We start from the raw sequence: 24,302 nt of genomic DNA on the forward strand, positions 1-24,302 counted from the left end.
TGCCTCAATTCAGAGCAATCCGGATCGCCGCTGCTGCCACCAGTGGCGCCAGCACCAGCGCTACCGCCAGTCCGGCGCCCAGCAGGAGCAGCGGGCCGACCGGATCCAGCCCCTGCGCCGCTGCAGCGACGCTGCCGGCGCCGAAGACCAGCACAGGCACGTAAAGGGGCAGGGCCAGCAAGGCGACAAGTATACCGGAGCGCCTCATTCCAACGGTCAATGCGGCAACCACGGCGCCCAGCAGGCTCAGCAGGGGAGTACCCAGTGCCAGGGCGGCCATCAGCACGGGCAATTGGGCCCGCGGCAGATGCATCAGTTCGGCCAGGAACGGCGCGGCGAGCAGCAGCGGCAGGGCCGTGGTCGCCCAGTGCATGAGGGTGCGCACGCCCACCAGCCAGCCCAGCGGCACCGGCGCGAGCATCCATTGCTCCAGGGACCCGTCCTCGGCATCGCCGCGAAACAGTGTGTCCAGCGAGAGCAGGCCGGCCAGCAGGATCGCGACCCAGAGCACCGCCCCCGCGACCGCGGCAAGGGTGTCGGGCTCGCCGCCGAGGGCCAGCGCGAACAGCACCACCACCAGCAGCGCGAACAACGCGGGCTGGAACGCATCGCCGCGGCGGCGCCACAGCAGGCGCAGGTCGCGCTTCATCAGCGCCTTTGCGGAGCCGGCAAGACCGGGCAGGGCGTTGCTCATGCGATTGCCGCGCTCGACGGTCGGACCATCTCGAGCATGCGCGTGCGCACCGGCGGCGCCGCGTAGGCACCGTGGGTCGTCACCAGGGCCGCCCCGCCGCTGCGCAGGTGTGCCTGGATCATCCGGTTGACCAGCTCGATGCCTTCCAGGTCCAGGTTGGCGTAGGGCTCATCCAGCAGCCACAGCGGTGCGGGCGACAACCACAGGCGCGCCAGTGACAGCCGCTTCTTCTGGCCGGCGGACAGCTGGCGCGCGAGCGCGTCCTCGTAGCCGCCCAGCCCGACGATGGCCAGGGCATTGATCGGCAGCTGGTTGCGCCGCCGCCCCTGCAGGCCGCACAGGAACGAGAGGTTTTCCATCGCGCTCAGGTCGGCCTTGAAGCCGGGCAGATGCCCCATGTAGGCAATGGCCCGCGCCCGGCGCGACGCCCGCGCCCGCTGCCCGTCGATATCCACCTCGCCGCCGTCGGCGCGAAGCAGGCCGGCCAGCACGCGCAGCAGGGTGGTCTTGCCGGAGCCATTGCCGCCTTGGACGAGCAGCGCTTCGCCCGCGTCCACCGAGAAATCCAGCGGGCCGAACACGGGGTCGTCATTGCGGGCGAAATGCAGGCCGCGGGCGGCAAGCAGGGGCGGTGCGGATCGATCGGCGGCGGTCATCTGGAGGCGTCATGGCCGGTGGAACTGCGGGCGCCCATGTTAGCCGTTCGCTGCAGCATCCCGGCGGTGGTTGCTCCAGCGGAAGCAAACGCCGCCGCGCTGGGCGAGCCGGCGGCACAGGCGGCATCCCCGCTGCCCCGCGATTTCGTAGACTGGCTGCCTTTGCGAATCAAAGGTCCCGCCGATGTCGACCAACGCTTCCGCCCGCCCCGTGCCCACCCCGGAAACCAAGTTGCCCAAGGTGGGCACGACGATCTTCACCGTGATGTCGCAGCTGGCCGCTGACCACAACGCGGTCAACCTGGGTCAGGGGTTTCCCGACTTCGATCCGCCCGAACGGCTGGTGGAGGCCCTGGCCACGGCGATGCGCGACGGACACAACCAGTACGCGCCGATGAGCGGCATCCCGGCGCTGCGCGAGGCGATCGCGGAGAAGACCGAGCGCTGCTACGGCTACCGGCCCGATGTGGATGCCGAGATCACCGTCACCTCCGGCGGCAGCGAGGCGATCCTGGACGCCATCCACGCCGTGGTCCGGCCTGGCGAGGAGGTGATCGTCCTGGACCCCTGTTACGACTGTTACGAGCCCGCCATCGAGATGGCCGGTGGCATTCCCGTCCACGTGCCGCTGGATCCGCACACGTTTGCCCCCGACTGGAACCTGATCCGCGCTGCGGTCACACCGCAGACCCGGATGCTGATGATCAACAGCCCGCACAATCCGTCCGGCGCGACGCTGGATGCGAACGACATCAAGCAACTGACCGCGCTGTTGCGCGATACCGACATCTACCTGCTGTCGGACGAGGTCTACGAGCACATCGTCTTTGACGGGGCGCGCCACGAGTCGGTGCTGCGCGATCGGGAACTGCGCGAGCGCGCGTTCGTGATCTCCAGTTTCGGCAAGACCTACCACTGCACCGGATGGAAGGTCGGCTATTGCGTGGCGCCGCCGGCGTTGAGCGCCGAATTCCGCAAGGTCCACCAGTACAACACCTTCTGCACGTTCGCCCCGGCGCAGTTCGCCTTCGCGCAGATGATCCGGGAAGAGCCGGAGCACTACCTGGAGCTGGGCGCGTTCTACCAGCCCATGCGCGACCGTTTCCGCGAGCAGCTGCTGACCACCCGCTTCAAGCCCTTGCCGGTGCCGGGCGGCTACTTCCAGCTGGTCGATTACTCGGCGGTGAGTGATCTGGACGATGCCGAATTCTGCCGCTGGTTGGCGATCGAGCACGGCGTCGTCGCGATTCCGCTGTCCCCGTTCTATGGCACGCCGCCGGACGGGCAGCGGCTGGTTCGGCTGTGCTTTGCCAAGAGCGAAGCCACCCGCGATGCGGCGATCAAACGATTGGAGAAGCTGTGATGGACAACCTTCGTGTTTCCCTCGTCCAGGGCGAAACGCTCTGGCACGACCCCGCCGGCAACCGCGAGTACTACGGTGGCCTGATCGCGTCCCTGCGTGGCCTGACCGATCTGGTGGTGTTGCCGGAGACCTTCACCAGCGGTTTCTCCAACGATGCCATCGAAGACGCCGAAACCATGGACGGCGAATCGGTGGCGTGGATGCGCGAGCAGGCCAGGGCGCTTGACGCGGCGGTTACGGGAAGCGTGCAGATCCGCGACGGCGACAAGGTCTTCAACCGGATGCTGTTCGCTACGCCCGATGGCGGCCTGCACAGCTACGACAAGCGCCACCTGTTCCGCTACGCCGGCGAACACAAGCGCTACGCGCCCGGCCGTGACCGGCTGACGGTGGAGTGGAAAGGCTGGCGGGTCTGCCCGATGGTCTGCTACGACCTGCGATTCCCGGTGTTTTCCCGCAACCGCTTCGACGTGGAGCGCAAGGATGCGCCCGATTACGACCTCGCCCTGTATGTCGCCAACTGGCCCGCGTCGCGCGCGCATGCCTGGAAGACCCTGCTGCGGGCGCGGGCGATCGAGAACCTGTGCTTCGTGGCGGGCGTCAACCGGGTCGGCATGGATGGCAACAACCTGACCTATTCCGGCGACAGTGCGGTCATCGATTACGTCGGCGATGCGCTGAGTGAATGCACCGACCGCGAGCTGGTCACCACCACGACCCTGCTCGCGGCCGGGTTGCGCGCCCACCGTGAGCACTTTCCGGCCATGCTGGATGCGGACCGCTTCGAGCTGGCGTGACCCACACGAATCAACGCAGCTGGATCGACCCGCCGTCAGCCATCAGCGTCTGTCCGGTCATGTAGCGGCTGTCGTCGCTCAGCAAGAAAGCCACCACCGGAGCGACGTCCTTCTCGGGATCACCGAAATACCCGAGCGGGATGCGGGAGGCCGCTTCCTGGTAGTGCTCCGGATGGCTGGCCTTCCATTTGCGCACGCCCTCGGTCTCCGCCTTGGGACAGACGACATTGACCCGGATCCGGTCCTTCGCCCACTCATTGGCCGCGACCCGGCTCAGGCCCCGGATGGCTTCCTTGGCCGCGGCGTAGCTCGCCTGTGTTTCCAGGCCGGTCAGCCCGGCGCCTGAGCCGAAGTTGACGATGGATCCACCGCTCTTGAGCAGTTGTGGATAGGCGGCGCGCATGAAAAACAGGGTCGCATTGAACCCGGTTCCAAACGACAGCGCCCAATCCTCCTCGGTCAGCTCCATCAAGGGCTTCTGCCTTGACGCGTGGGCGTTGTTGGCTAGTCCGGTCAGCTTGCCAAACCGCGAAATCGCCAGGTCGACCGCATCCAGCGCGGCGGCTTTGCTGGACACATCGGCCTGCAGGAAAGCGATATTGGCGGGGTCGCGATTCTCCGCTTCCTCGCCGGCGGTGGCGTCGATGTCCACCGCCACCACCCGCGCGCCGCGGCGAACCAGTACCGACGTGATCGCGCCTCCGATCCCGGCGGCTCCGCCGGTAACGATGATGACCTGTCCATCAAGGTTGCTCATTTGATTTCCCTCTGATGCGTGGCGGTTGGCGATCGTCATGACGACGATCCGTCGGGGGCAGCATAGTTCGGGGCCAGCATAGGCGAGCGGCGTGTCGCGACTGTGCAGAGCGCTTTGTGCACGCCGGCCTGTGCACCGGGGCTCCGGGCTTTCCCGTGCCTTTAACAGCCCGCGGTGAATATTTGAGCTCACTGGCCTTGCGCCGCCCGTCGTCGAGGGTGGAGATGACGTCGCTGACAAAGTGGCTGTCTGTACTGGGGGTGCTTGCCTGCCTGCTGATCCTGGTGCGGCCGGCTGCCGCGGTCGCGCAGCGGCCTGCGGCATCCGCAGAGCCGGGCGGGGTGGTCGTGCTCGACATCAAGGGCGGAATCGGCCCGGCCAACCGCGACTACATGGTGCGCGGCCTCCAGCGCGCGGCCGAGGATTCCGCAGCCGCGGTGGTCCTGCGCATCGATACACCCGGCGGTCTGGACGCCGCGACGCGCGACATCAACCAGGCCATCCTTGCGTCCGCGGTGCCGGTGATCGGCTGGGTGGCGCCGCAGGGCGCCCGGGCCGCCAGTGCAGGGACGTATATCCTCTATGCCTGTCATCTGGCAGCGATGGCCCCGGCGACCGCCCTGGGCGCGGCGACGCCCGTGCAGATGGGCGGGGCTGCACCGGGCCGCGACAGGGGCCCTGATCCTGCCGCGCCTGCCGGATCCGATGACAAAGCCGACGAGGCACCCGCCAGTCAGTCCGCGGACCCGATGTCGCACAAGGTGGTCAATGACGCGGTCGCCTACCTGCGCAGCCTGGCGGAATTGCGCGGCCGTGACACCGGCTTCGCCGAAGCAGCGGTGCGCGATGCCGCCACGCTGTCGGCTGATCAGGCGCTGCAAAGGCACGTGGTGGAGATCATCGCCAACAGCCTGGACAGCCTGCTGGCCCAGGCCGATGGCCGCGAAGTCCAGCTGGCAAGCGGCAGCGTGGTGCTTGCCACCCGAGGCGCGACGGTCAAAGAGATGACGCCCGATTGGCGCTCCAGCCTGCTGGCAGTGCTGACCAACCCGTCGGTCGCCTACATCCTCCTGCTGGCCGGAATGTACGGGTTGCTGCTGGAGGGTTACAGCCCCGGCGCCGTGCTGCCTGGCGTCACCGGCGCCATCTGCCTGCTGCTGGCGCTGTACGCACTGCAGGTGCTGCCGGTCAACTACGCGGGGGTGGGCCTGATTGCCCTGGGCGTCCTGCTGATGGGGCTGGAGTTCTCCGCGCCCAGCTTCGGTGCGGTAGGGATCGGCGGGGTGCTTGCGCTGGTGGCGGGCTCCTTGATCCTGTTTGACACCGACGTGCCCGGCTTTGGCGTGCCGGGGCAACTGATTCTCGGGATTGGCGTTGCCAGCGCCCTGTCATTCATGGGGCTGGTGTGGCTGATGGCGCGATCGCGCTCGCGTCCCGTCTCTGCATCGGCCGGTACGATGATCGGCCAGCATGCCATCGCGATGGAAGATTTCGTCGGCCGCGGCCACGTGCGCATCCGCGGCGAGGTCTGGCAGGCCGATTGCGACCTGCCGGTGACCCGCGGCCAGGCCCTGCAGGTGCAGGCCCTCGACGGCCTGTTGCTGCACGTCATCCCAATTGGTCCGGTCGACGCCGCGCGGGCCGGCAAAAAAGGAGTTCCACCATGAACCTGGTCATGTACTTCCCGATACTGGTGATCATCGCGCTGTTCTTCTTCAGCGCCATCAAGATCCTGCGCGAGTACGAACGCGGGGTGGTGTTCCAGCTCGGCCGGTTCTGGAAGGTCAAGGGTCCCGGCCTGATCCTGCTTATACCGGTGGTGCAGCAGATGGTCCGCGTCGACATGCGCACCATCGTCATGGACGTGCCCTCGCAGGACCTGATCACCCGCGACAACGTGTCGGTCCAGGTGAACGCCGTGGTGTACTTCCGGGTCGTGGATGCCGAGAAGGCGATCATCGCGGTCGAGCATTTCTACGAGGCAACCAGCCAGCTGGCACAGACCACGTTGCGCTCGGTGCTTGGGCAGCACGAGCTGGACCAGCTGCTGGCCGAGCGCGACAAGCTCAACAACGACATCCGTTCCATCCTCGACAACCAGACCGACGCCTGGGGCATCAAGGTGGCCAACGTCGAGATCAAGCACGTCGACATCAACGAGACGATGGTGCGCGCCATCGCCCGCCAGGCCGAGGCCGAGCGCGTGCGGCGGGCCAAGATCATCCACGCCGAGGGCGAGCAGCAGGCCGCGGAGAAGCTGGTCGAGGCGGCCCGGATCATGGGGGCCGACCCGCGCGCGATCCAGCTGCGCTACCTGCAGACGCTGACCGAGATCGCCGGGGACCGCACGTCCACGATCGTGTTCCCGCTGCCGATGGATCTCGTGGAACCGATGCTGGCGCGGCTGAAGGAACCCGCCGGCGCCGCGCGCGATGCGCAGGCCCCACGCGGTCCCGCCGGGCCGGGCACGATCACCGATGCAGGAGACGCAGACGCATGAGTCAGGATTACGCCACCGCCGCGCCGACGCGGGACGAAGTGGACGCGATGCCAGGCATCTGCGTCATCGAGTTCGGCACCTCGTGGTGCGGCCACTGCCAGCGTGCGCAGGTGTCCATTGCCGCCGCCTTTGCGCCCCATTCCGAGCTGAAGCACATCAAGGTGGAGGACGGCCCGGGCCGGCGCCTGGGGCGGTCGTTCCGGGTCAAACTGTGGCCCACGCTGGTTTTCCTGCGTGATGGCGAGGAAGTGGCGCGCGTGGTCCGACCCACCGACGGGATGGCCCTGTCAGACGCGCTTGCAGCCGCGGGACTGGGCTGATCCAGGCCGGCCGCGCACGACGGCCCACGCCCGAGCCGTCGACCCGGCGTTAACGCCGTCGCACCTATCAATGGAGGCGACCGCATCTGGCCGGTTGCCATTCGCGCCGCTGCGCGTACGACGAGGACCTATGCCCCATCCATTGCACGCTTTCCGCATCGTTCCCGGCCGAGGCCTGCTGCCGGCGCTGTGTGCGCTCTCTATCGCGCTCGCCGCAGGCGGCTGCAACCGCGCTGCCGAGGACGGCACGCACATGGACGCGCCGGCCACCGCGGATGGCGAGATGCCGTCCCCGACCGGCCCGGGCGGCACGCTGGTAACGGCGGCGGCGGACGCATCGGGAAGCCTGACCGTGATGTCCGTGGGCGGCCCCGGCGACTTTCTTGCCGACAACGACCGCCGAGCCGTCTACATGCTGGAAGGCGACGAGGACGGCAGCGCCTGCGCCGCGTCCTGCCTGACCCAATGGGCGCCGCTTTTTCCGCCGACGGGCGAGCCGACAGTCAGCGGGGGCTTGAGTCCCGTCCTGATCGGCACCGTGGAGCGCCCGGACGGCAGCCGGCAGATCACCTACAACGGCCATCCGCTTTACCACTTCGTCGGCGACAGCCGGCCGGGCGACACGCTTGGCCACCAGCGGCATGACGAATGGGGCCAGTGGTACCTGTTGACGCCGCAGGGCAGTGCGCTTGGCGAACCGGTCGGCAAGCTGGAGACACCAGTGCCGGACAAGGCAGCACCGGACGACCCCGCGCCGGACGAATGAGAATCTGATCGGCGACCGACTGCAGCATCCCCCGCGCGGCATCCTTTAGGTCGGCTTAAGAGCGACCCGCTACAGTGGCGGGATGCTAAGCCTTGGTTCTTTCCCCTTGCCCGCGGCGATGCTGGCGGTCGCGCTGATCGTTGCAATCCTGGTCTCACGCTGGTTTGGCCGGCGCCCGCGCGGCGGCGTTGAGGCGTCTGGCACCGACGGGGTTTCCTCCGCGCCCAGCGCGTCCTCGGTCCTCTTCGACATGTTCTTTGTCGGCGTCCTGGCGGCGCGGCTGGCCTTCGTGTTGCGCTGGTGGCCGGCATACGTGGCGGAGCCCTGGTCGGTCCTGCGCATTGGCGACGGCGGCTTCACCTGGTGGGCCGGCGTGCTGGCCGCCCTCGGCTGGGGTGCGTGGAAGCTGCGCCAACGCCCCGGGCTGCGGGTCCCGCTGATCGCAGGAAGCGTGTCTGGACTGTTCGCTTGGGGAGCCTTGCTGGGATCGGTGTGGCTGATGCACCAGTCCAGAGTCGAGTTGCCAAGCACGCAGATGACCACGCTCGACGATGAGCGCGTAAGCCTCTCGGCGATGTCCGGCCAGCCGCTGGTGGTCAATCTGTGGGCCACCTGGTGCCCGCCGTGCCGCCGCGAGATGCCGGTGCTGGCCAAGGGCCAGCAGTCCACGCCCGATGTCGGATTCGTGTTCGTGAACCAGGGCGAGGGCCCCGAGCAGATCCGCGACTACCTCGACGCCGAGGGCCTGTCGCTCGACAACGTGCTGCTCGACCCGTTTTCCAGCCTCATGAACGAGATGGGCGCGCGCGGCCTGCCGACCACGCTCTTCTTTGGCGCCGACGGGCGGCTGGTGGACTTCCACATGGGCGAGCTGACCGAGGCCGGTCTCGCCAGCAAGCTGCAGGCCATCGCCGGCTCGCCCGTACTACTTCCCCCCACTCCCCCGGAGGTGCCGTGATGGCACGCAAGACCACCCAGTCCTGGCTGTTGCTGGCCCCGATCCTGCTGTTGGCCAGTGCCTGCAGCGACGCCGTGGAATCAGGCGCCCAGCCAGCGCCGGCCCAGCCGGGCGCGAACGCCGCATCTTCCGCCGCTGGCAAGAAAGCCGGCGACTATCCCGCGCCCATCCAGGCGCTGGAAGCGCAGGGCCTGGAGGTGATGGGAACCTTCAAAGCGCCGTCGGGCCTGACCGGCTATGCCGGGATCGCAGGCGGCAATCCGGTGTCGATCTACCTGACCGGCGACGGGTCGCATGCCCTGATCGGCACGCTCGTCGACGCGCAAGGCAATGATGCCGGAGCGGACGCGATGCGCGATCTGGTCGTCAAGCCGATGTCGGAACGCATCTGGAAGAAGCTCGAGAACGCGACCTGGGTGCAGGACGGGAAGACCGGTGCGCCGCGGGTCATCTACACCTTCACCGACGCCAATTGCCCTTACTGCCACAGCTTCTGGGAAGCCGCGCGGCCCTGGGTGGACTCGGGCAAGGTCCAGTTGCGGCATGTCATGGTCGGGGTGATCCGCCAGGACAGCGCCAACAAGGCTGCCGCGATCCTCAAGGCGCCTTCGCCTGGAAACGCGCTGGCGGACAACGAGCGCAACCAGTCCAGCGGCGGCATCAAGCCGATGGCGGCCATTCCGGCGGACGTGCGCCCCCAGCTGGACAGCAACGAGCGCCTGATGCTGGAGCTGGGCTTCCAGGGCACTCCCGGCATCCTGTTCCAGGACGAGCAGGGCAACGTGCAGCGTCGCTCGGGCATGCCACAGGGCAACGATCTCAACGTCGTGCTCGGGCCTCGCTGATGTTCACTTAGCGACGCAAATTCACGACGGCCACCCAGCGCATCGGCGATCCGACGCGCTGCGATGTTTCCTGCCGCCGTCTAGACGATGCCCGTGCTGTAGAACACGCCGATGATCACCATCACCGCCAGGGTCTTGATGATCGTGATCGCGAAGATGTCCTTGTAGGCCTGGCGGTGGGTCAGGCCGGTCACGGCCAGCAGCGTGATCACCGCGCCGTTGTGGGGCAGGGTGTCCATGCCGCCGGACGCCATCGACGCCACGCGATGCAGCACTTCCATCGGTATGCCCGCCGCATTCGCGTTGGCGATGAAGGTCTCCGACATCGCCGCCAGGGCGATGCTCATGCCGCCCGATGCCGAGCCGGTGATGCCGGCCAGCGCGGTGACGGTGATCGCCTCGTTCACCAGCGGATTGGGGATGGCGCCCAGCGCGTCGGCCACGATCAAGAAGCCCGGCAGCGCGGCGATCACGGCGCCAAAGCCGTATTCGGATGCGGTGTTCATGGCCGCCAGAAGCGCGCCGGCGATCGCGTCCTTGGTACCGACCGCAAAGCTGGTGATGACCGGCTTCCAGGCAAACGCAATGACTGACAGGATCCCCACCAGCAGCGCTCCCTCGACCGCCCAGATGGCGACCACGGACGAGATCTGCTGCACCACCGGCGCGTTCGTCCCGATCACGGCCGGATCGAAAGAATGGCTCTCGCCGTAGTAGCGCGGGATCCAGTTGGTGAACAGCTTGTTGGAAACGCCCACCAGGATCAGCGGCAGGATCGCGAGCATCGGATTGGCCAGCTTGCCGCCGGTGAACTCGGCCGGCTCGTTGAGCAGCTTTGCCGGATCGCCGTAGCCTTCGCCGGCTTTCAGCGCGACGCGACGGCGCCACTCCAGGTAGCTCATGCCGACGATCAGGATGAACACGCCGCCGATCGTTCCCAGCCACGGCGCCGCCCAGGTGTCGGTACCGAAAAACGGGGTCGGGATGATGTTCTGGATCTGCGGCGTGCCCGGCAGGGCATCCATCGTGAAGGTGAACGCGCCCAGCGCGATGGTGCCGGGAATCAGGCGTTTGGGGATGTCGCTCTGGCGGAACAGTTCGGCGGCAAACGGATACACCGCAAACACCACCACGAACAGCGAAACGCCCCCGTAGGTGAGCAAGGCGCAGACCATCACGATGGACAGCATCGCCCGGCTGGCGCCGAACAGCTTGATGGTGGCGGCGACGATGGCCTTGGAGAAGCCCGACAGCTCGATCACCTTGCCGAAGATCGCCCCCAGCAAAAACACGGGAAAGTAGAGCTTCAGGAAGCCGACCATCTTGTCCATGAACAGGCCGGTGAACATTGGCGCGACCAGGCTCGGGTCGCTCAGCAGCACCGCGCCGAGCGCGGCCACCGGCGCGAACAGGATGACGCTGTAGCCGCGGTAGGCGACGAACATCAGGAACGCCAGCGCGCCCAGGACAATCAGGAAATCCATGTCAACCCCGCCATCCGCCACTCCCCGTGTATCAGTGACCGAGGAGTGTCCGCGCAGAGCCGGGCGCCGGGCATTGTCCGAAGGTACAGCTGTGATGGTTACCCGCCCCACCTAGTCTGGCGGCCAGGGTGGAGCGGGTCCGGGTTTGCCGTGGATCCGAAACCTCGACACGACAACCGGCAAGCCAATCGAATTCAAGGGGAGAGACCGTATGTACCGTAAGCAGTTGAGTGTCGCCATCGTCTGCGCATTGCTCGCGCCGGGCGCCTGGGCGCAGCAGGCGTCAAGCGCAGCGCCGGACGTCACCGCGCAGGACAGCCAGGCCAGGACGCTCGACACCGTGACGGTGACGGCCCGTCGGCGCACCGAGTCCATCCAGGACGTGCCGGTCGCGATCAGCGCATTCGGCGAGGAGGCCCTGAAGGACCTGCAGGCCGATACCGTCGAGGGCCTGCAGGGCGTCGTGCCCAACATGAACATCGTGCAGGGCCGCGGCTCGGCCAACTCGATCAACGTCTTCATCCGCGGCATCGGCCAGCCCGACGCGCTGCAGACCTTCGATCCCGGCGTCGGCATGTACGTCGATGACGTCTACTACTCGCGCATCAACGGCGCGATGTTCTCCCTGTTCGACGTGCAGCAGGTGGAAGTGCTGCGCGGCCCGCAGGGCACGCTGTACGGCAAGAACTCCACCGGCGGCGCGATCAAGGTCACCACCAAGAACCCGTTCGAGAACACCGGCGGCGCGGTCGAGGCCACCGTGGGCAACTTCGGCCAGCGCGAAGGTAAGTTCTACTTCGGCGGCGTGCTGAACGACTCGGTCGCCATGAGCCTGGCCGGCGCGATGAGCGAGAGCGACGGTTACGTGACCGACCCGTCGACCGGCCGCAAGTACAACGGCGACGAAAACAACGCCCTGCGCGGCAAGATCGCCTTCAAGGTCAGCGACACCGTCAACGCCACCCTGTCGCTGGACCGCAACAAGCAGTACGCGCCGCTGACCCTGGGCCAGCCGACCGCGCCGCTCATCCAGACCGACCTGGCGTTCGGTCCCGTGATCCTGAAGCCTGCGCCGACCGGAGAGTACGATTTCCGCACCCGCACCTCGTTCGGCCCGAACCAGGGGCAGGAGATGACCCATACCGGCGCCAGCCTTGCCGTTGATTGGGACATGAGCGCGCAGTGGCGCTTCAAGAGCATCAGCGCCTGGCGCAAGCTGAAAACCGAATCCTTCATCGACATCGATGCCTCGGAGTTCGAGCTGGGCGACGTGCTGGTGGCGATCGACCAGAACCAGAAGAGCCAGGAATTCCAGTTCCAGTACGACAACGGCAGCAACCTGCAGGCGATCTTCGGTCTGTATTACATGAACGAGAAGGTGCCTTCCTATCAGGAGGCGTATGCGGGGGACTTCTTCGCGCTTGCGGGAACGCCGCTGTCATTCCTGCGGACCATCGAAGACGATCTGGATACGACCTCCAAGGCGGCATTTGCCCATATGAGCTGGGAGTTCATGCCGACGTGGACGCTGGCTGCGGGACTGCGTTATTCCAAGGACGAAAAGGAATACGACCGCACCACGAGCACCTTCTGGGATCCGCTGCTGTTCGCAGCAACCGGTCTTAATCTTGACGAGACCGTTGCATTCGACGGTCGCCAGAGCTGGGACGCCTGGACGCCGTCGATCAGCCTGCAGAAGGCGTTCAGCAGCAACGTCATGGGTTACCTCTCCGCCAACCGCGGCTTCAAATCCGGCGGCTTCAACGGTCGCGCCAACACCGTTCTGGAAACCACCCAGGCGGTGTTTGATCCGGAGTTCGTCTGGACCTACGAGGCGGGCCTGAAGATGCGTTCGAACGACGGTCGCCTGCAGGGCAACGTCACCGCCTTCCACAGCGAGTACAAGGATTTCCAGGCCCGCGTGTCGGAGATCGTAAACCCGGGTTCGCCGACCCCGAGCTTCTCCTTCCCGGTGCTCAACGCCGCGTCGCTGAAGATCGACGGCATCGAGTTCGAGGGCAGTGCGCTGCTGGGCGAAGGCACCCGCCTGTCGGGCCAGCTGTCCTACATGGATGCGCGCTACGACAAGTTCGTCGACCCGCGCGTGCAGCTGAATCCGGCCCTGGCCAACCTGCACGACCATGTGCCGTTCTCGCCTGACTTCACCGCGCGAGTCGCCCTGCAGCACACCTTCATGCTGGACGGCGGGGCCGGCTTCACCATCGGCGGCGATGTGTCCTACCGGGATGACACCTGGCTGTCGGTCGACAACCGCAGCAACCTGATGCAGGAGGCCTACGCGACCTACGGCGCCTTCGGTGTGTGGGATTCGTCGGACTACGCCTGGCAGATCCGCGCCGGCGTGCGCAACCTGGGCGACAAGGTCTACAAGACCGACGGCCAGGAATTCTCCAGCGTCGCCAACATCCAGACCGCGTACTACGGCATGCCGCGCAACTACTACCTGTCGGTGCGCTACAACTTCTGACCGGACGCGGTTCCGGTTGGGTAAGACGGCGGCGGCCCATGGCCTGCCGCCGTTTTTATTTCACTGTCCCGTCCGTATCTTTCCAGCCGTCCCGAGCTACCCGTCGGGCTGGAAGCTGACCGGCACGTTGACCACGCCCGTGGTAGGTCGGCCGTCCTGGGTAGCGGGCTGGAAGCGCCACCGGCGGACCGCCTCTACCGCGGCACGGTCCAGATCATTGGACCCGCTGCGACGCGCCACCCGGACCGCCGTAGGCACGCCGTCCGCACCGATCATGGCCTCCACCATCACCGTGCCGCTTTCGCCACGGCGATTCGCGCGGGCGGGGTAGCGCGGTGACGGCGTCTGCCCGGCCAGTGGTACCGGTGGGACAATCGGCGAATTCGACGCGGGGGCATACACGGGCGCAGGGCCGGGGTCGAACGATGGAGTGCTTTCCACCACCTGCGCCGGTTCCGGCTCGATGAATGCCGGCGACTGGGTCTGCGCCGCGGCGCTTTCGGCGGGAACCTCGATACGCTCGCCGGTGCCATCGCCGGTCGGCACCGGCAGCGGCGTGTAGTCGGCGGCGACTGTGTCCGCCGGTGCCTCGCCGGGACGGTAGAAGTCCGGCTCGCTGCGGCTGCGTGCCCAGATGATCACGAACAGCAGCAAGCCCGCCGCCGCCGCGAAAATCACCACCCACCACATCCGCTGGGTAGGGAGCCATCGGGCGGGATCAAAGCGGGGGCGGGACGCTGCAGGCATGGCCAATCCGGGAGTCTGGGTAAGCGCATTGTGCACACGCGCGGTTAACGAGGCGGCAATCGGCTGCCCTCCGCGGCCGATCCACGCAATAATGCGCGGTCCGATACCACCTTGCGGTCCCGTCATGCTTGATCCAACCCTGCTGCGCCAGCAGCCCGACGAACTTGCCGAGCGCCTGCAGCAGACGCGCGGTCACGACCTGGATGTCGCCGCGTTGCGCGTCCTGGAAACCGAACGCAAGCGGATCCAGGTGCGCACCCAGGAGTTGCAGAACCTGCGCAATACGCGGTCCAAGGCCATCGGCCAAGCCAAGGGCAAGGGCGAGGACGCGAGTGCGCTGCTGGCCGAGGTCGCCGGCTTCAGCGAGGAGCTTAAGACCAGTGAGACCCGCCTGGACGCGATCCGTGCTGAGCTGGATGCCATCGCCCTGGGCCTGCCGAACCTGCCCGATGCTTCCGTGCCCGGCGGCGCCGACGAGAGCGACAACGTCGAGCAGCACCGCTGGGGGACGCCGGGCGTCTTCGCCTTCCCGGCCAAGGACCATGTCGAACTGGGCGCCCGCCACGGCTGGCTGGACGGTGACACCGCGGCCAAGCTGAGCGGTGCGCGCTTCACCGTCCTGCGCGGCCCGATCGCGCGGCTGCACCGTGCGCTCGCCCAGTTCATGCTGGACCTGCACACCGGCGAGCACGGGTTCGAGGAAACCAGCGTTCCGGTTTTGGTGAACGCTGAAAGCCTGGTCGGCACCGGCCAGTTGCCGAAGTTCGAGGACGACCTGTTTGCCACCGCGGTGGGCGAGAGCAAGCGCTACCTGATCCCGACCTCCGAGGTGCCGCTGACCAACATTGTCCGCGACGAGATCCTGGCCGAATCCGAACTGCCGATGCGGATGACCGCGCACTCGATGTGCTTCCGTGCCGAGGCCGGCGCCTACGGCCGCGATACCCGAGGCATGATCCGCCAGCACCAGTTCGAAAAGGTCGAACTGGTCAGCATCGTCCGCCCCGAAGACTCCGACGCCGAGCACGAGCGCATGACCCGTTGCGCCGAGGTGGTGCTGGAGAAGCTCGGGCTTCCTTACCGGCGCATGCTGCTGTGCTCGGGGGACATGGGCTTCGCGGCCAGCAAGACCTTCGACCTGGAGGTGTGGCTGCCATCGCAGGACACCTACCGCGAGATTTCCTCGGTCTCCAACTGCGATGCGTTCCAGGCCCGGCGGATGCAGGCGCGCTGGCGCAACCCGGCGTCGGGCAAGCCGGAACTGGTGCATACCCTCAACGGCTCGGGCGTGGCGATCGGCCGTGCATTGGTGGCGGTGATGGAAAACTACCAGCAGGCGGACGGCTCGATCGTGGTGCCCGAAGTGCTGCGTCCGTACATGGGCGGGATCGACCTGATTGCGTGATCGCCCGGGCGCCCGCGCGCTCGACCGCGGCCCGTTCACCGCCTGACCGAACCAGACGAGCCAGCTGGCCGGGAAGTTTTTGAAAATTGATCGTTGCGATTTGCGGTCTGTGCTGATCAAATGCTGCCCAATGTTCCGCTATTGGAATTGTCAGGCATGCAGGATCTCAACGATCTCCACTACTTCGCGATGGTCGTGGAACACGCCGGCTTCGCTGCGGCGGAGCGGGCGACCGGCGTCCCCAAGTCGCGCCTGAGCCGACGCATCAGCCAGCTTGAAGCGGAGATGGGCGTTCGCCTGCTGCAACGGTCCACGCGCCGTTTTGCGGTAACCGAGGTCGGCAATTCGGTCTACCGCCACGTCCAGTCCATGCTCGCCGAGGCGCAGGCGGCCCGCGAAGTCGTCGATCGGCTGAGTGCCGAGCCGCGCGGCGTGATCCGGGTCAGCGTCCCGGTGGGTGTCGCCCAGCAACAGATGCCCAAGCTGCTGCCGGGGTTCCTCGGCCGCTACCCGGAAGTGCGCGTGCAACTGCATGTCAGCAATCGCCGGGTGGATGTGATCAATGAGGGCATCGACGTGGCCCTGCGCGTGCGCAGCAAGCTGGACGACGACGGCAGCCTGGTGATGCGCAGCTTCGGCCAGATCCAGGAGTTGCTGGTCGCCAGTCCCGATTACCTGCGCAAGATGGGTCGTCCCTCGACCCCGCAGGAACTCTCCGAGCACGTCACCATGAGCATGAGCGAGGACGACGCCCGGCAACGCTGGGAACTGCACGGCCCCGAGGGGGACGTCCAGCCGGTCGAGATCAAGCCGCGGGTGATGGGCTTCGACCTGCCCATGCTGCTCTCGCTGGCGATACAGGGCGTAGGCATCACCCTGTTGCCCGAGAGCGTGTGCGCCGATGCGGTGCGCCGCGGCGACCTGCACGTGGTGCTGCCGGCGTGGCGTTTGCCGCAGGGCATCTTCCACGCCGTGTTCGCCTCCCGCCGCGGCATGCTGCCTGCCGTGCGGGTGTTCATCGATTACCTCGCCGAGACCGTTCCCGCGCTGGTCGCCGATGCGCGCCTGGGCTGCGGCGACATCAACCGCAAGCCCTGCAGCGAGGCGGAGCTGAAGGCGTTCCGGCGCTGACGCGTCGGCGATGCTCGTGCGATAATCCGGCGCGGCGGTCCAGGTGCAATGCCGGTCCGTCCGCGTGCAGTCACGCGGTTTGCACCACCCCGCCGCCCAACAGCGGCAACACCAGTTCCAGGAAGAGTGGCCGAGCGGTTGAAGGCACCGGTCTTGAAAACCGGCGAAGGGTTAAACCTTCCGTGGGTTCGAATCCCACCTCTTCCGCCATTTCCCCGGTTCAAATCCTTTCGCTGCGGCCCGATGCCACGCCCTATGTTGCGCGGGGTCAAGCGCGGCGGTAGCCTCGCGTGGAGGGGACTACATGGATCGTAGACAAGGAGGGGTCAATGGGAATTACGGTTTTCATCGTGGACGACCACGCGCTGGTGCGTACCGGCATGCGCATGATCCTGTCGGCCGAGGACGGCATCCAGGTCGTGGGCGACGTGGAGAGCGGCGAGCTGGCCTTGCCGCTGATACGCCAACTGCAACCCGATGTGGTGCTGTGCGACCTGCACCTGCCGGGTGTGAGTGGGCTGGAGGTCACCGAGCGGGTGGTGAAGGGCGGGCATGGCACGCGGGTGATCATTGTCTCGGTGCTGGAGGACGGCCCGATGCCCCGACGACTGCTGGAGGCAGGCGCGTTCGGATACGTCGGCAAGGGCGGCGATGCCACCGAGCTGGTGCGTGCGGTACGCGCGGTGGCCCGCGGTCGACGCTATCTGGCCAGCAACATCGCCCAGAACCTGGCGCTGTCCGGGCTGGAGGGGGACGATTCCCCGTTCGATGAGCTCTCACCGCGCGAGCTCGAAGTGGCGTTGCTGTTGGCCCAGGGGCTGCGCCAGGAGGAGATCGCCCGGCGGTTGTGCCTGAGCGCGAAGACGGTCAACACGCACAAGAGCCGGATGTTCGAGAAGCTGGGCATCAGCGACAACATCGCGCTTGCCAGGCTGCTCGGCCAGCACGGCCTACTTGAGCCCAGCCGGGTGCTCTAGCCGGCCGGGCTGTTCAGGGCAGGGGGGCCAGAGCCGCGAAGGATCAGTACAAAATGAAACGGGCCGCGTACGCGGCCCGTTTCATTGGTGGCTTTGAACCGCCGCCTTCGCAAACGTCAGGCGTTGTGCTTTTCGTCCGCCGCGTCCTTCGCTTCCGGATCCTTCTGCTTCTCTTCGGCGCTCTGGCCTGCCGCGTTGTTGCTGCCGGGACCGTCGCTGTCGAAGAGGTGGGCCGGCCGCGGTTCCTCGTCCTTGCGGGCATTCACCGCTTCCGCTGCAGGCTCCACCGACACCGTCTCCGTTCGCACAACGGTTGGCGGAGCGACTACGACCGCCGGCAGCGCCGACGGTGCGTCGCCGGAGTCATTGTCGGCGTTCTCGCCGGTGATGTAGCCGGGATTGGCGCGGACCTGAGGGGCCTGCACCTTGGCAGCCGGGACCTTCGCAGATGGCATCCTGTCAGCCGTGGCCGCGTCTGCATCCGCCCGGGCGGGCGCTGGCGTCGCTTCTTCCGAAGCCGGGGTCGCGGAATCAGGCGAGTCAGCCTTGTTCGAATCCGGACTGTCCTGCGCCGCCGGCGCGTCGCTGCCGCCGGTCTCGCTGCCTTCGTCCGCGGCAACCGTCTGCTTGCGGGCCCTCGGCTGACGCGGCGTCCTCGGCGCGCGTGGCTTTCGCGCCCTTGATGCGGCAGCGTCCCCGGCGTCGGCACTTTCTGCGCTGTCCGCGCTGTCCGCGCTGTCGGCACTTTCGCCGGTTTCACCACCGTCGTCGGCCTCCAGACCCTTCGGCGCTGCCGGTTCCCGCGAGGTGGCGTCGGCGGCCGCGGTCCCGTTTTCCGCGGAGGCAGCCTTCGCCTCGGGCTCTACGCCCGGTAGCTGCGTGCCCGACTTCGACTCGGCCTTCGGCGTTTCGTCCTGTGTGTTGTCGGACTCCGGCACGTCATCAAAATCAAACTCCGGCTGCGCCCGGCTGACTGCCGTCGAAGCGCCACTGGTCTGCGCCTCGCCTGAGCCTTCCTCATCGGCGGAAGCTTCATCGGTCAGGACGTTGTCGGACGCGTGATCCGTGGCCGAACCCGCGTCGGCCCCACCACGGCGACGGCGACGTCCACCGCGACGGCCGCGGCGACGGCGACTCGTGCCGTCCGGATTGTTGTCGTCCTCGGCCGGGCCGTGGCCCGGAGCCGTGCTCTCCACCGGCTGCGGGTTCTGGGCCACGCGTGCGTGGTCCTTTTCCGCGGCGCGCTCGGTTCCCGTTGAGGCCGCGGCGGCCGTGGCAACCGCTGCCGCCACCACCGGCTGATCGGCGTTGTCGACCTGCGGAGCGCTGACATCGCGACCGGATCGATCACCGCGGGGCTGGCGGGGCTGGCGCTGCGTCGACTTCTCGGCGGCATCCATTGCCGCCACGTTTGTCTCGTCCTGGCGACGCGGCTGCTTTTCGCGCTGCTGTCGCGGTCCGCGGCCATTGCTCGACGCGGCGCGATCGTCTTGGGACTGACCGTTGCCGCGCCGGGCGTCGTCACGGCGTCCGCCGTCGCGACCCTGCTGCTTGCCGCCACCACGGCGCTGCCCGCCGCGATCCTGACGATCGCCCCGTTCGCCGCGCTCGGCCTGGCCAGTGCCGTTGGAACGGCCACGAGCACCGCCCGGGCGCTCGGTCGCCGTATCGGCAGCCGGCGCAGGGGTGCCGCGGAAGAACCGCATGATGCGGTCGACCATGCCGACCGAGTGGGTGGGTGCAGCAGCTGCAACCACCACCGGCGTCGGCGCGACGGGCGCGGGCACGTCAGCCTGGCGCGGCTCACGCAACGGCGCCGGCTGGGCCGGCCTGACATTGGTCACCGCGGCGATGACCGGAACATTGAGGTTCGCCTTGGTCAGCGCGTGGGTCGGCAGCTTGCGCTGGCTTCCGCGGTGGTAGCTGGGGCGGTTGCTGTCTTCGCCCAGCTCGTTGTCGCGCAGCCGGCTGACTTCGTAATGCGGTGTCTGCAGGTGCTCGTCGGCCACGATGACGATCGGCGTGCCGTGGCGCCGCTCGATCTCGCTGATCGCGCGACGCTTCTCGTTGAGCAGGTAGTTGGCAATCTCGACCGGCGCCTGGACCAGGATCTGTCCGGTGTTCTCCTTCATCGCGTGCTCTTCGCTCACGCGCAGGATAGAAAGCGACAGGGACTCGACACTGCGCATGCGGCCATGGCCTTCGCAGCGCGGGCAGACCAGCTGGCTGGACTCGCCCAAGCTCGGACGCAGCCGCTGCCGGCTCATCTCGAGCAGGCCGAAGCGGGAAATGCGGCCGACCTGGACGCGGGCGCGATCCTGCTTGAGCGCGTTCTGCAGGCGGTTTTCGACCTCGCGCTGGTGCTTGCTGGAGGACATGTCGATGAAATCGATCACCACCAGCCCGGCCAGGTCGCGCAGGCGCATCTGGCGGGCGACTTCCTCGGCCGCCTCCAGGTTGGTGTTGAACGCAGTTTCCTCGATGTCGCTGCCACGCGTGGCGCGTGCCGAGTTGACGTCCACCGCGGTCAGCGCCTCGGTCTGGTCGATGACCAGCGCGCCGCCCGAGGGCAGGCGCACATCACGCTCGTAGGCGTTTTCGATCTGCGACTCGATCTGGAAGCGGTTGAACAGGGGCACGTCGTCGGTGTAGTGCTTGAGCTTGCGCAGGTTGTGCGGCATCACCTGCTCGACGAACTCGCGCGCCTCGGCGTACATTTCCTCGGTGTCAACGAGCACCTCGCCGATGTCCGGGCGCATGTAGTCACGCAGGGCGCGGATGATCAGGCGGCTTTCCTGGTAGATCAGGAACGGCGCGGGTTTGGTCAGCGCCGCATCTGCCACCGACTTCCAGACCTGCAACAGGTAATCCAGGTCCCACTGCAGTTCCTCGGCATCACGGCCGACACCGGCGGTGCGGATGATCACGCCCATGTCGTCGGGGATGTTCAGCGCATCCATCGCGCGCTTGAGTTCGGCGCGGTCCTCGCCCTCGATACGGCGCGACACGCCGCCCGCGGTGGGGGAGTTGGGCATCAGCACCATGTAGCGCCCGGCCAGCGAGATGTAGGTGGTCAGCGCCGCGCCCTTGTTGCCGCGCTCTTCCTTGTCCACCTGGACCACGACTTCCTGGCCTTCGCGCAGCAGTTCCTTCAGACCGGCCTTGTTGTGGTCCACGCCCGCGGCGAAATAGTCGCGCGAGATCTCCTTCATCGGCAGGAAGCCGTGTCGATCACCGCCGTATTCGACGAACGCCGCCTCCAGCGAGGGCTCCAGGCGGGTGATCTTGCCCTTGTAGATGTTGGACTTTTTCTGTTCCTGCGACGGTTGCTCGATATCGATGTCGTACAGGTTCTGCCCGTCGACAATCGCGACGCGCAGCTCTTCGGCCTGCGTCGCGTTGATCAGCATGCGTTTCATTGTTGCATTCCTCGCGCGCTCTACCGCGCGGAACGCCCTGGCGTTTCGCCTCTGGACACTGCGTCCCGTCGCCGCGGAATGGAACCTGCAGGCCGGTGAACCGGCGTGCGCGCGCTGACGTGACCTGACAATTTCCAGCGCTTCTACACCACGGCACACCGCGGGAGCGCTTGTTTTTGTTGCTTACCAAATTTTGGGGCCGGAGGCGTTTCGGGCAGATGCCGTGACGCCGCTCGGGTCGTGTTCATCGACCGGTGGTTGACGGGGTATTCGACAAAACCGGACGAGCCGAGGTTCCACCGTGCTGGCGCTGCTAACATGGCCGCCCCGAGGGCGGGGGTCAGACGCAGACCGGAATCGCAGGTTGGGCTTTTGGCCCGTGTTCCGGCTACCGACGTAGTGTGGTGGCCGGAACGACTTTCCTGCGAAATCAAAATCTTATCTCGCGTCGCGAGTGTATCAGATAACTTCCCCAGAATGACCCATTCAGATAGCCAGCAAAGCCATGCCGGAGCGCGCGTTGCGGTGGTTCCCGACGACCGCGAAGGCCAGCGGCTGGACAACTTCCTGCTCGGCCTGCTGAAGGGTGCTCCCAGGTCGCTGGTCTACAAGCTGGTGCGGTCCGGCCAGGTGCGCGTGAACGGGGGCCGGGCGAAGGCGGATCGCAAGCTGGAAAGTGGCGACAAGGTCCGCATTCCCCCCGTTCGGGTGGAGCCCGAGGGCGAGCGACCCGTACCGCCGCGCGGATTCATGGATGCGCTGGAAGCGGCAATCGTCCATGAGGATGCCCGGTTGCTGGTGCTCAACAAGCCCTCGGGCGTCGCCAGCCATGGCGGCAGCGGCATCAGCTTTGGCGCCATCGAGACGCTTCGTGCGCTGCGGCCGGGGCAGGGCCTGGAGCTGGTGCATCGGCTGGACCGCGACACCTCCGGCGTCCTGGTGGTGTCCAAGAAGCGCTCCACGCTGACCGAGATCCAGGCGCTGATGCGCGAAAGCACCAGCGGCGGGGGCGGCATGCGCAAGCGCTATCTGGCGTTGCTGGCCGGGCGGATGCCCGATGGAACGATGAGCGTGGACGCGCCGCTACACGTCGGCTTGCGACAGGGCGGCGAGCGGCACGTGCAGGTGAATCCGTCAGGCAAGTCGGCGCTGAGCCATTTCAAGGTGCTGGAGCGGCGCGGTGGGCATTCGTACTGCGAGGTGCGCATCGAAACCGGGCGTACCCACCAGATCCGCGCGCACGCGCAGCACATCGGTCACACCGTCGCCGGCGATGACAAGTACGGGGATCCGGAGGTCAACCGCCGCCTGCGGGATCAGGCCGGGCTGAAACGCCTGTTCCTGCATGCAGCCACGCTGGAATTCGCCCTGGACGGTGGCAAAACGCCCTACAGCCTCACCGCGCCACTGGCGCCCGAGTTGCTGGATGTCCTCGACCGCCTGAAGTAGGCTTCGCCGGCTGCACGCCCATTCAGCGCCGGCGACGACCGTTCATCCCGCTACTGCGGCAGCCCGCCGGACACGTCCCGGCAGCGTTCCGAATCCATGCCCGGGGCGGTGAACTTTACCGGCACCCGCAGCGGACTCTCCGCCGGCTGGCCACGACTGGTGCCGGCCTGGAACTTCCAGCCCTTCACCGCGTCCACTGCCGCCGCATCGAGTTGTGGGTGCCCGCTGCTGTCTTCCACCTTCACGTTCTTGGGAATCCCGTCGACGCCAATGGTGAGCAGCACCCCCACCTCGCCTTCAATCCCGGCGCAGGCGAGCTCCTCCGGGTACTCCGGGGGCGGCGTCTCCACGGCCATCGGCTGTGTCGGTGCGACCTGAGTGGGCTGGTCGGCCTGCTCGGCGCTGCAACCGGCCAGCATCAGGCCAATGGCGAGCGCGGAAACGGCCGGGAACAGCATCCAGCGGCGGATGGAAAGGGGTTGCGGGCGTATGCCGGGCATCTTGTTCACTCCTGCAGGGCGTCGGTTTTTGCGGCACAGATGAAATCGTTCTCGCTCAGGCCGCCCACGTCGTGGGTCGAGAAGCGCACCTCGCAACGATCGTAGTGCACGCCCAGGTCGGGGTGGTGGTCCTCGCGATGGGCGATGAAGGCCAGCGCGTTGACGAAGGCGATCGTCCGGTAATAGTTGTCGAATTTGAACGTGCGGGTCAGGGCGCGACCGTCCTCGGCCAGCGTCCAGCCGTTGAGTTGGCCGTGAAGCTCGCGGACCTGGGCTTCATCAAGTCGGTGGCTGGCGCCCTTGCGCGGGACGCAATGGGCCTGGGCGAGCGGAATCCTGTCGTTCATGGCAACTCCTTGATGGGCAGGCTGAACACTGTTCGCAGCCTTGCCGGGGCTTAACGGTGGCATACGGTTGTATAGCGCCAAGCCCGTTAGAATAGCGGCATGATCCAGATATCCGAATCCGCACAGACCCATTTCCGCAAACTCATCGAACGCGAGGCGATCCCCGGCCTGGGTGTCCGCCTGTCGGCAGTGAATCCAGGAACGCCGCGCGCCGACGTCCGCCTGGAATTCACCGAACCGGCCGAGCTCGACGGCGATGAATGGGCGATTGATTGCAAGGGCTTCACGCTGTGGCTGGAGGCGGACAGCGTCAGCGCACTGGACGGCGCCGAGATCGATTACGAAGCCATGGCAACCGGAGGCCAGTTGCAGATCCGCGCTCCGAAGATCAAGGGCGCGGTTCCCGGCGAGGCGGCATCGCTGGTGGAGCGTGTGCGCTACCTCATCGAGCACGAAATCAACCCGCAACTGGCGACGCACCGCGGCAACGTCGCGCTGCAGGAGGTCACGGCGGATGGGATCGTGGTGCTGCGCTTTGGCGGTGGCTGCCACGGGTGCGGGATGGCCGATGTGACGCTGAAGAATGGTATTGAGAAGACGTTGCGCGAGAAGGTGCCGGGTGTAACCGGCGTGCGTGATGCGACCGATCACGATACCGGCGCCGCACCGTACATCGCGCGCGGCGCCAGCTGACCGACC

Annotated in this window: 22 protein-coding genes and 1 tRNA gene; 15 read left to right on the plus strand and 8 right to left on the minus strand. The window is 67.0% G+C overall.

Features of this window, described 5'->3' with window-relative positions:
- Positions 1–4: 4 nt before the first annotated feature.
- A complete protein-coding gene (gene ccmB / locus INQ40_RS06185; protein WP_194342265.1) occupies positions 5–694 on the minus strand; it encodes a heme exporter protein CcmB in 690 nt (229 codons plus the stop codon).
- Positions 691–1,350, minus strand: coding sequence for a heme ABC exporter ATP-binding protein CcmA (ccmA, locus tag INQ40_RS06190; RefSeq protein WP_194342266.1), 660 nt, complete (start codon positions 1,348–1,350; stop codon positions 691–693). The genes ccmB and ccmA overlap by 4 nt, the downstream gene beginning before the upstream one ends.
- Before the next feature lie 184 nt (positions 1,351–1,534).
- On the opposite strand from ccmA, the gene INQ40_RS06195 reads away from it, so the two are divergent.
- Positions 1,535–2,713, plus strand: a complete 1,179-nt coding sequence (locus tag INQ40_RS06195; RefSeq protein WP_194342267.1) for a pyridoxal phosphate-dependent aminotransferase — start codon at positions 1,535–1,537, stop codon at positions 2,711–2,713.
- Positions 2,713–3,510 carry an amidohydrolase gene (locus INQ40_RS06200; RefSeq protein WP_194342268.1) on the plus strand — a complete coding sequence of 266 codons (798 nt, stop codon included), beginning with the start codon at positions 2,713–2,715 and terminating at the stop codon, positions 3,508–3,510. The genes INQ40_RS06195 and INQ40_RS06200 overlap by 1 nt, the downstream gene beginning before the upstream one ends.
- Before the next feature lie 10 nt (positions 3,511–3,520).
- Here INQ40_RS06200 and INQ40_RS06205 read toward each other — a convergent pair whose 3' ends face one another.
- Positions 3,521–4,267: an SDR family oxidoreductase gene (locus tag INQ40_RS06205; RefSeq protein WP_194342269.1), complete on the minus strand. Its 747-nt coding sequence runs from the start codon at positions 4,265–4,267 to the stop codon at positions 3,521–3,523.
- Positions 4,268–4,491: 224 nt separating this feature from the next.
- Between INQ40_RS06205 and INQ40_RS06210 the strand changes: the two genes are divergently transcribed.
- The 6 genes from INQ40_RS06210 (at position 4,492) to dsbG (ending at position 9,656) form a co-directional block, all read left to right on the plus strand.
- Positions 4,492–5,934, plus strand: coding sequence for a nodulation protein NfeD (locus tag INQ40_RS06210; protein WP_194342270.1), 1,443 nt, complete (start codon positions 4,492–4,494; stop codon positions 5,932–5,934).
- On the plus strand, positions 5,931–6,767 hold the full coding sequence (locus tag INQ40_RS06215; RefSeq protein ID WP_194342271.1) for a slipin family protein: 837 nt from the start codon (positions 5,931–5,933) through the stop codon (positions 6,765–6,767). The genes INQ40_RS06210 and INQ40_RS06215 overlap by 4 nt, the downstream gene beginning before the upstream one ends.
- Positions 6,764–7,087 carry a thioredoxin family protein gene (locus INQ40_RS06220; protein ID WP_194342272.1) on the plus strand — a complete coding sequence of 108 codons (324 nt, stop codon included), beginning with the start codon at positions 6,764–6,766 and terminating at the stop codon, positions 7,085–7,087. Before INQ40_RS06215 ends, INQ40_RS06220 begins: the two co-directional genes overlap by 4 nt.
- 130 nt (positions 7,088–7,217) lie before the next feature.
- Positions 7,218–7,853: a hypothetical protein gene (locus INQ40_RS13030; protein WP_228482152.1), complete on the plus strand. Its 636-nt coding sequence runs from the start codon at positions 7,218–7,220 to the stop codon at positions 7,851–7,853.
- Between the two features lie 106 nt (positions 7,854–7,959).
- Complete coding sequence (locus INQ40_RS06230) at positions 7,960–8,811, plus strand: TlpA disulfide reductase family protein (protein ID WP_228482153.1); 852 nt, start codon at positions 7,960–7,962, stop codon at positions 8,809–8,811.
- Entirely contained in the window at positions 8,811–9,656 is an 846-nt protein-coding gene (gene dsbG / locus INQ40_RS06235) for a thiol:disulfide interchange protein DsbG (RefSeq protein WP_194342274.1), read from the plus strand. The genes INQ40_RS06230 and dsbG overlap by 1 nt, the downstream gene beginning before the upstream one ends.
- An 80-nt stretch (positions 9,657–9,736) precedes the next feature.
- On the opposite strand, the gene INQ40_RS06240 is transcribed toward dsbG, so the two are convergent.
- Positions 9,737–11,140: a GntP family permease gene (locus tag INQ40_RS06240; RefSeq protein WP_194342275.1), complete on the minus strand. Its 1,404-nt coding sequence runs from the start codon at positions 11,138–11,140 to the stop codon at positions 9,737–9,739.
- A 211-nt stretch (positions 11,141–11,351) separates the two neighbouring features.
- Here INQ40_RS06240 and INQ40_RS06245 point away from each other — a divergent pair, with 211 nt between their 5' ends.
- A complete protein-coding gene (locus INQ40_RS06245; RefSeq protein ID WP_194342276.1) occupies positions 11,352–13,628 on the plus strand; it encodes a TonB-dependent receptor in 2,277 nt (758 codons plus the stop codon).
- Between the two features lie 96 nt (positions 13,629–13,724).
- Here INQ40_RS06245 and INQ40_RS06250 read toward each other — a convergent pair whose 3' ends face one another.
- Positions 13,725–14,375 carry an energy transducer TonB gene (locus INQ40_RS06250; protein ID WP_194342277.1) on the minus strand — a complete coding sequence of 217 codons (651 nt, stop codon included), beginning with the start codon at positions 14,373–14,375 and terminating at the stop codon, positions 13,725–13,727.
- Between the two features lie 124 nt (positions 14,376–14,499).
- On the opposite strand from INQ40_RS06250, the gene serS reads away from it, so the two are divergent.
- The 4 genes from serS (at position 14,500) to INQ40_RS06270 (ending at position 17,888) form a co-directional block, all read left to right on the plus strand.
- On the plus strand, positions 14,500–15,780 hold the full coding sequence (gene serS, locus INQ40_RS06255) for a serine--tRNA ligase (protein WP_194342278.1): 1,281 nt from the start codon (positions 14,500–14,502) through the stop codon (positions 15,778–15,780).
- A 156-nt stretch (positions 15,781–15,936) separates the two neighbouring features.
- Positions 15,937–16,911, plus strand: a complete 975-nt coding sequence (locus INQ40_RS06260) for a LysR family transcriptional regulator (RefSeq protein ID WP_193987053.1) — start codon at positions 15,937–15,939, stop codon at positions 16,909–16,911.
- Between the two features lie 120 nt (positions 16,912–17,031).
- Positions 17,032–17,121, plus strand: a tRNA-Ser gene (locus INQ40_RS06265).
- Positions 17,122–17,240: 119 nt separating this feature from the next.
- On the plus strand, positions 17,241–17,888 hold the full coding sequence (locus INQ40_RS06270) for a response regulator (protein ID WP_193987054.1): 648 nt from the start codon (positions 17,241–17,243) through the stop codon (positions 17,886–17,888).
- Between the two features lie 116 nt (positions 17,889–18,004).
- On the opposite strand, the gene INQ40_RS06275 is transcribed toward INQ40_RS06270, so the two are convergent.
- Positions 18,005–21,298 (minus strand): Rne/Rng family ribonuclease, encoded by a 3,294-nt coding sequence (locus INQ40_RS06275; protein WP_194342450.1) that lies wholly within the window; start codon positions 21,296–21,298, stop codon positions 18,005–18,007.
- A gap of 486 nt (positions 21,299–21,784) precedes the next feature.
- On the opposite strand from INQ40_RS06275, the gene INQ40_RS06280 reads away from it, so the two are divergent.
- Positions 21,785–22,756, plus strand: a complete 972-nt coding sequence (locus INQ40_RS06280; RefSeq protein WP_194342279.1) for an RluA family pseudouridine synthase — start codon at positions 21,785–21,787, stop codon at positions 22,754–22,756.
- 50 nt (positions 22,757–22,806) lie between these two features.
- On the opposite strand, the gene INQ40_RS06285 is transcribed toward INQ40_RS06280, so the two are convergent.
- Together INQ40_RS06285 and INQ40_RS06290 are read right to left on the minus strand one after the other, a co-directional pair.
- A complete protein-coding gene (locus INQ40_RS06285) occupies positions 22,807–23,256 on the minus strand; it encodes an energy transducer TonB (protein ID WP_194342280.1) in 450 nt (149 codons plus the stop codon).
- Positions 23,257–23,261: 5 nt separating this feature from the next.
- On the minus strand, positions 23,262–23,603 hold the full coding sequence (locus INQ40_RS06290) for a 4a-hydroxytetrahydrobiopterin dehydratase (protein WP_194342281.1): 342 nt from the start codon (positions 23,601–23,603) through the stop codon (positions 23,262–23,264).
- Positions 23,604–23,702: 99 nt separating this feature from the next.
- Here INQ40_RS06290 and INQ40_RS06295 point away from each other — a divergent pair, with 99 nt between their 5' ends.
- Positions 23,703–24,296, plus strand: coding sequence for an NfuA family Fe-S biogenesis protein (locus tag INQ40_RS06295; protein ID WP_194342282.1), 594 nt, complete (start codon positions 23,703–23,705; stop codon positions 24,294–24,296).
- The last annotated feature ends 6 nt before the right edge of the window (positions 24,297–24,302 follow it).

The sequence above is a fragment of the Lysobacter sp. H21R4 genome (assembly GCF_015277535.1).
Lineage (GTDB): Bacteria > Pseudomonadota > Gammaproteobacteria > Xanthomonadales > Xanthomonadaceae > Novilysobacter > Novilysobacter ciconiae.

What these genes read in the sequence shown, in the direction of transcription:
- dsbG (WP_194342274.1), top strand. Translation starts at nt 8,811, where the DNA reads ATGGCACGCAAGACCACCCAGTCCTGGCTGTTGCTGGCCCCGATCCTG.
- INQ40_RS06280 (WP_194342279.1), top strand. Translation starts at nt 21,785, where the DNA reads ATGACCCATTCAGATAGCCAGCAAAGCCATGCCGGAGCGCGCGTTGCG.
- INQ40_RS06295 (WP_194342282.1), top strand. Translation starts at nt 23,703, where the DNA reads ATGATCCAGATATCCGAATCCGCACAGACCCATTTCCGCAAACTCATC.
- INQ40_RS06240 (WP_194342275.1), bottom strand. Translation starts at nt 11,140, where the DNA reads ATGGATTTCCTGATTGTCCTGGGCGCGCTGGCGTTCCTGATGTTCGTC.
- INQ40_RS13030 (WP_228482152.1), top strand. Translation starts at nt 7,218, where the DNA reads ATGCCCCATCCATTGCACGCTTTCCGCATCGTTCCCGGCCGAGGCCTG.
- serS (WP_194342278.1), top strand. Translation starts at nt 14,500, where the DNA reads ATGCTTGATCCAACCCTGCTGCGCCAGCAGCCCGACGAACTTGCCGAG.
- INQ40_RS06270 (WP_193987054.1), top strand. Translation starts at nt 17,241, where the DNA reads ATGGGAATTACGGTTTTCATCGTGGACGACCACGCGCTGGTGCGTACC.
- INQ40_RS06250 (WP_194342277.1), bottom strand. Translation starts at nt 14,375, where the DNA reads ATGCCTGCAGCGTCCCGCCCCCGCTTTGATCCCGCCCGATGGCTCCCT.
- INQ40_RS06215 (WP_194342271.1), top strand. Translation starts at nt 5,931, where the DNA reads ATGAACCTGGTCATGTACTTCCCGATACTGGTGATCATCGCGCTGTTC.
- INQ40_RS06260 (WP_193987053.1), top strand. Translation starts at nt 15,937, where the DNA reads ATGCAGGATCTCAACGATCTCCACTACTTCGCGATGGTCGTGGAACAC.
- INQ40_RS06205 (WP_194342269.1), bottom strand. Translation starts at nt 4,267, where the DNA reads ATGAGCAACCTTGATGGACAGGTCATCATCGTTACCGGCGGAGCCGCC.
- INQ40_RS06220 (WP_194342272.1), top strand. Translation starts at nt 6,764, where the DNA reads ATGAGTCAGGATTACGCCACCGCCGCGCCGACGCGGGACGAAGTGGAC.
- INQ40_RS06210 (WP_194342270.1), top strand. Translation starts at nt 4,492, where the DNA reads ATGACGTCGCTGACAAAGTGGCTGTCTGTACTGGGGGTGCTTGCCTGC.
- INQ40_RS06275 (WP_194342450.1), bottom strand. Translation starts at nt 21,298, where the DNA reads ATGCTGATCAACGCGACGCAGGCCGAAGAGCTGCGCGTCGCGATTGTC.
- ccmB (WP_194342265.1), bottom strand. Translation starts at nt 694, where the DNA reads ATGAGCAACGCCCTGCCCGGTCTTGCCGGCTCCGCAAAGGCGCTGATG.
- ccmA (WP_194342266.1), bottom strand. Translation starts at nt 1,350, where the DNA reads ATGACCGCCGCCGATCGATCCGCACCGCCCCTGCTTGCCGCCCGCGGC.
- INQ40_RS06245 (WP_194342276.1), top strand. Translation starts at nt 11,352, where the DNA reads ATGTACCGTAAGCAGTTGAGTGTCGCCATCGTCTGCGCATTGCTCGCG.
- INQ40_RS06200 (WP_194342268.1), top strand. Translation starts at nt 2,713, where the DNA reads ATGGACAACCTTCGTGTTTCCCTCGTCCAGGGCGAAACGCTCTGGCAC.
- INQ40_RS06195 (WP_194342267.1), top strand. Translation starts at nt 1,535, where the DNA reads ATGTCGACCAACGCTTCCGCCCGCCCCGTGCCCACCCCGGAAACCAAG.
- INQ40_RS06290 (WP_194342281.1), bottom strand. Translation starts at nt 23,603, where the DNA reads ATGAACGACAGGATTCCGCTCGCCCAGGCCCATTGCGTCCCGCGCAAG.
- INQ40_RS06285 (WP_194342280.1), bottom strand. Translation starts at nt 23,256, where the DNA reads ATGCCCGGCATACGCCCGCAACCCCTTTCCATCCGCCGCTGGATGCTG.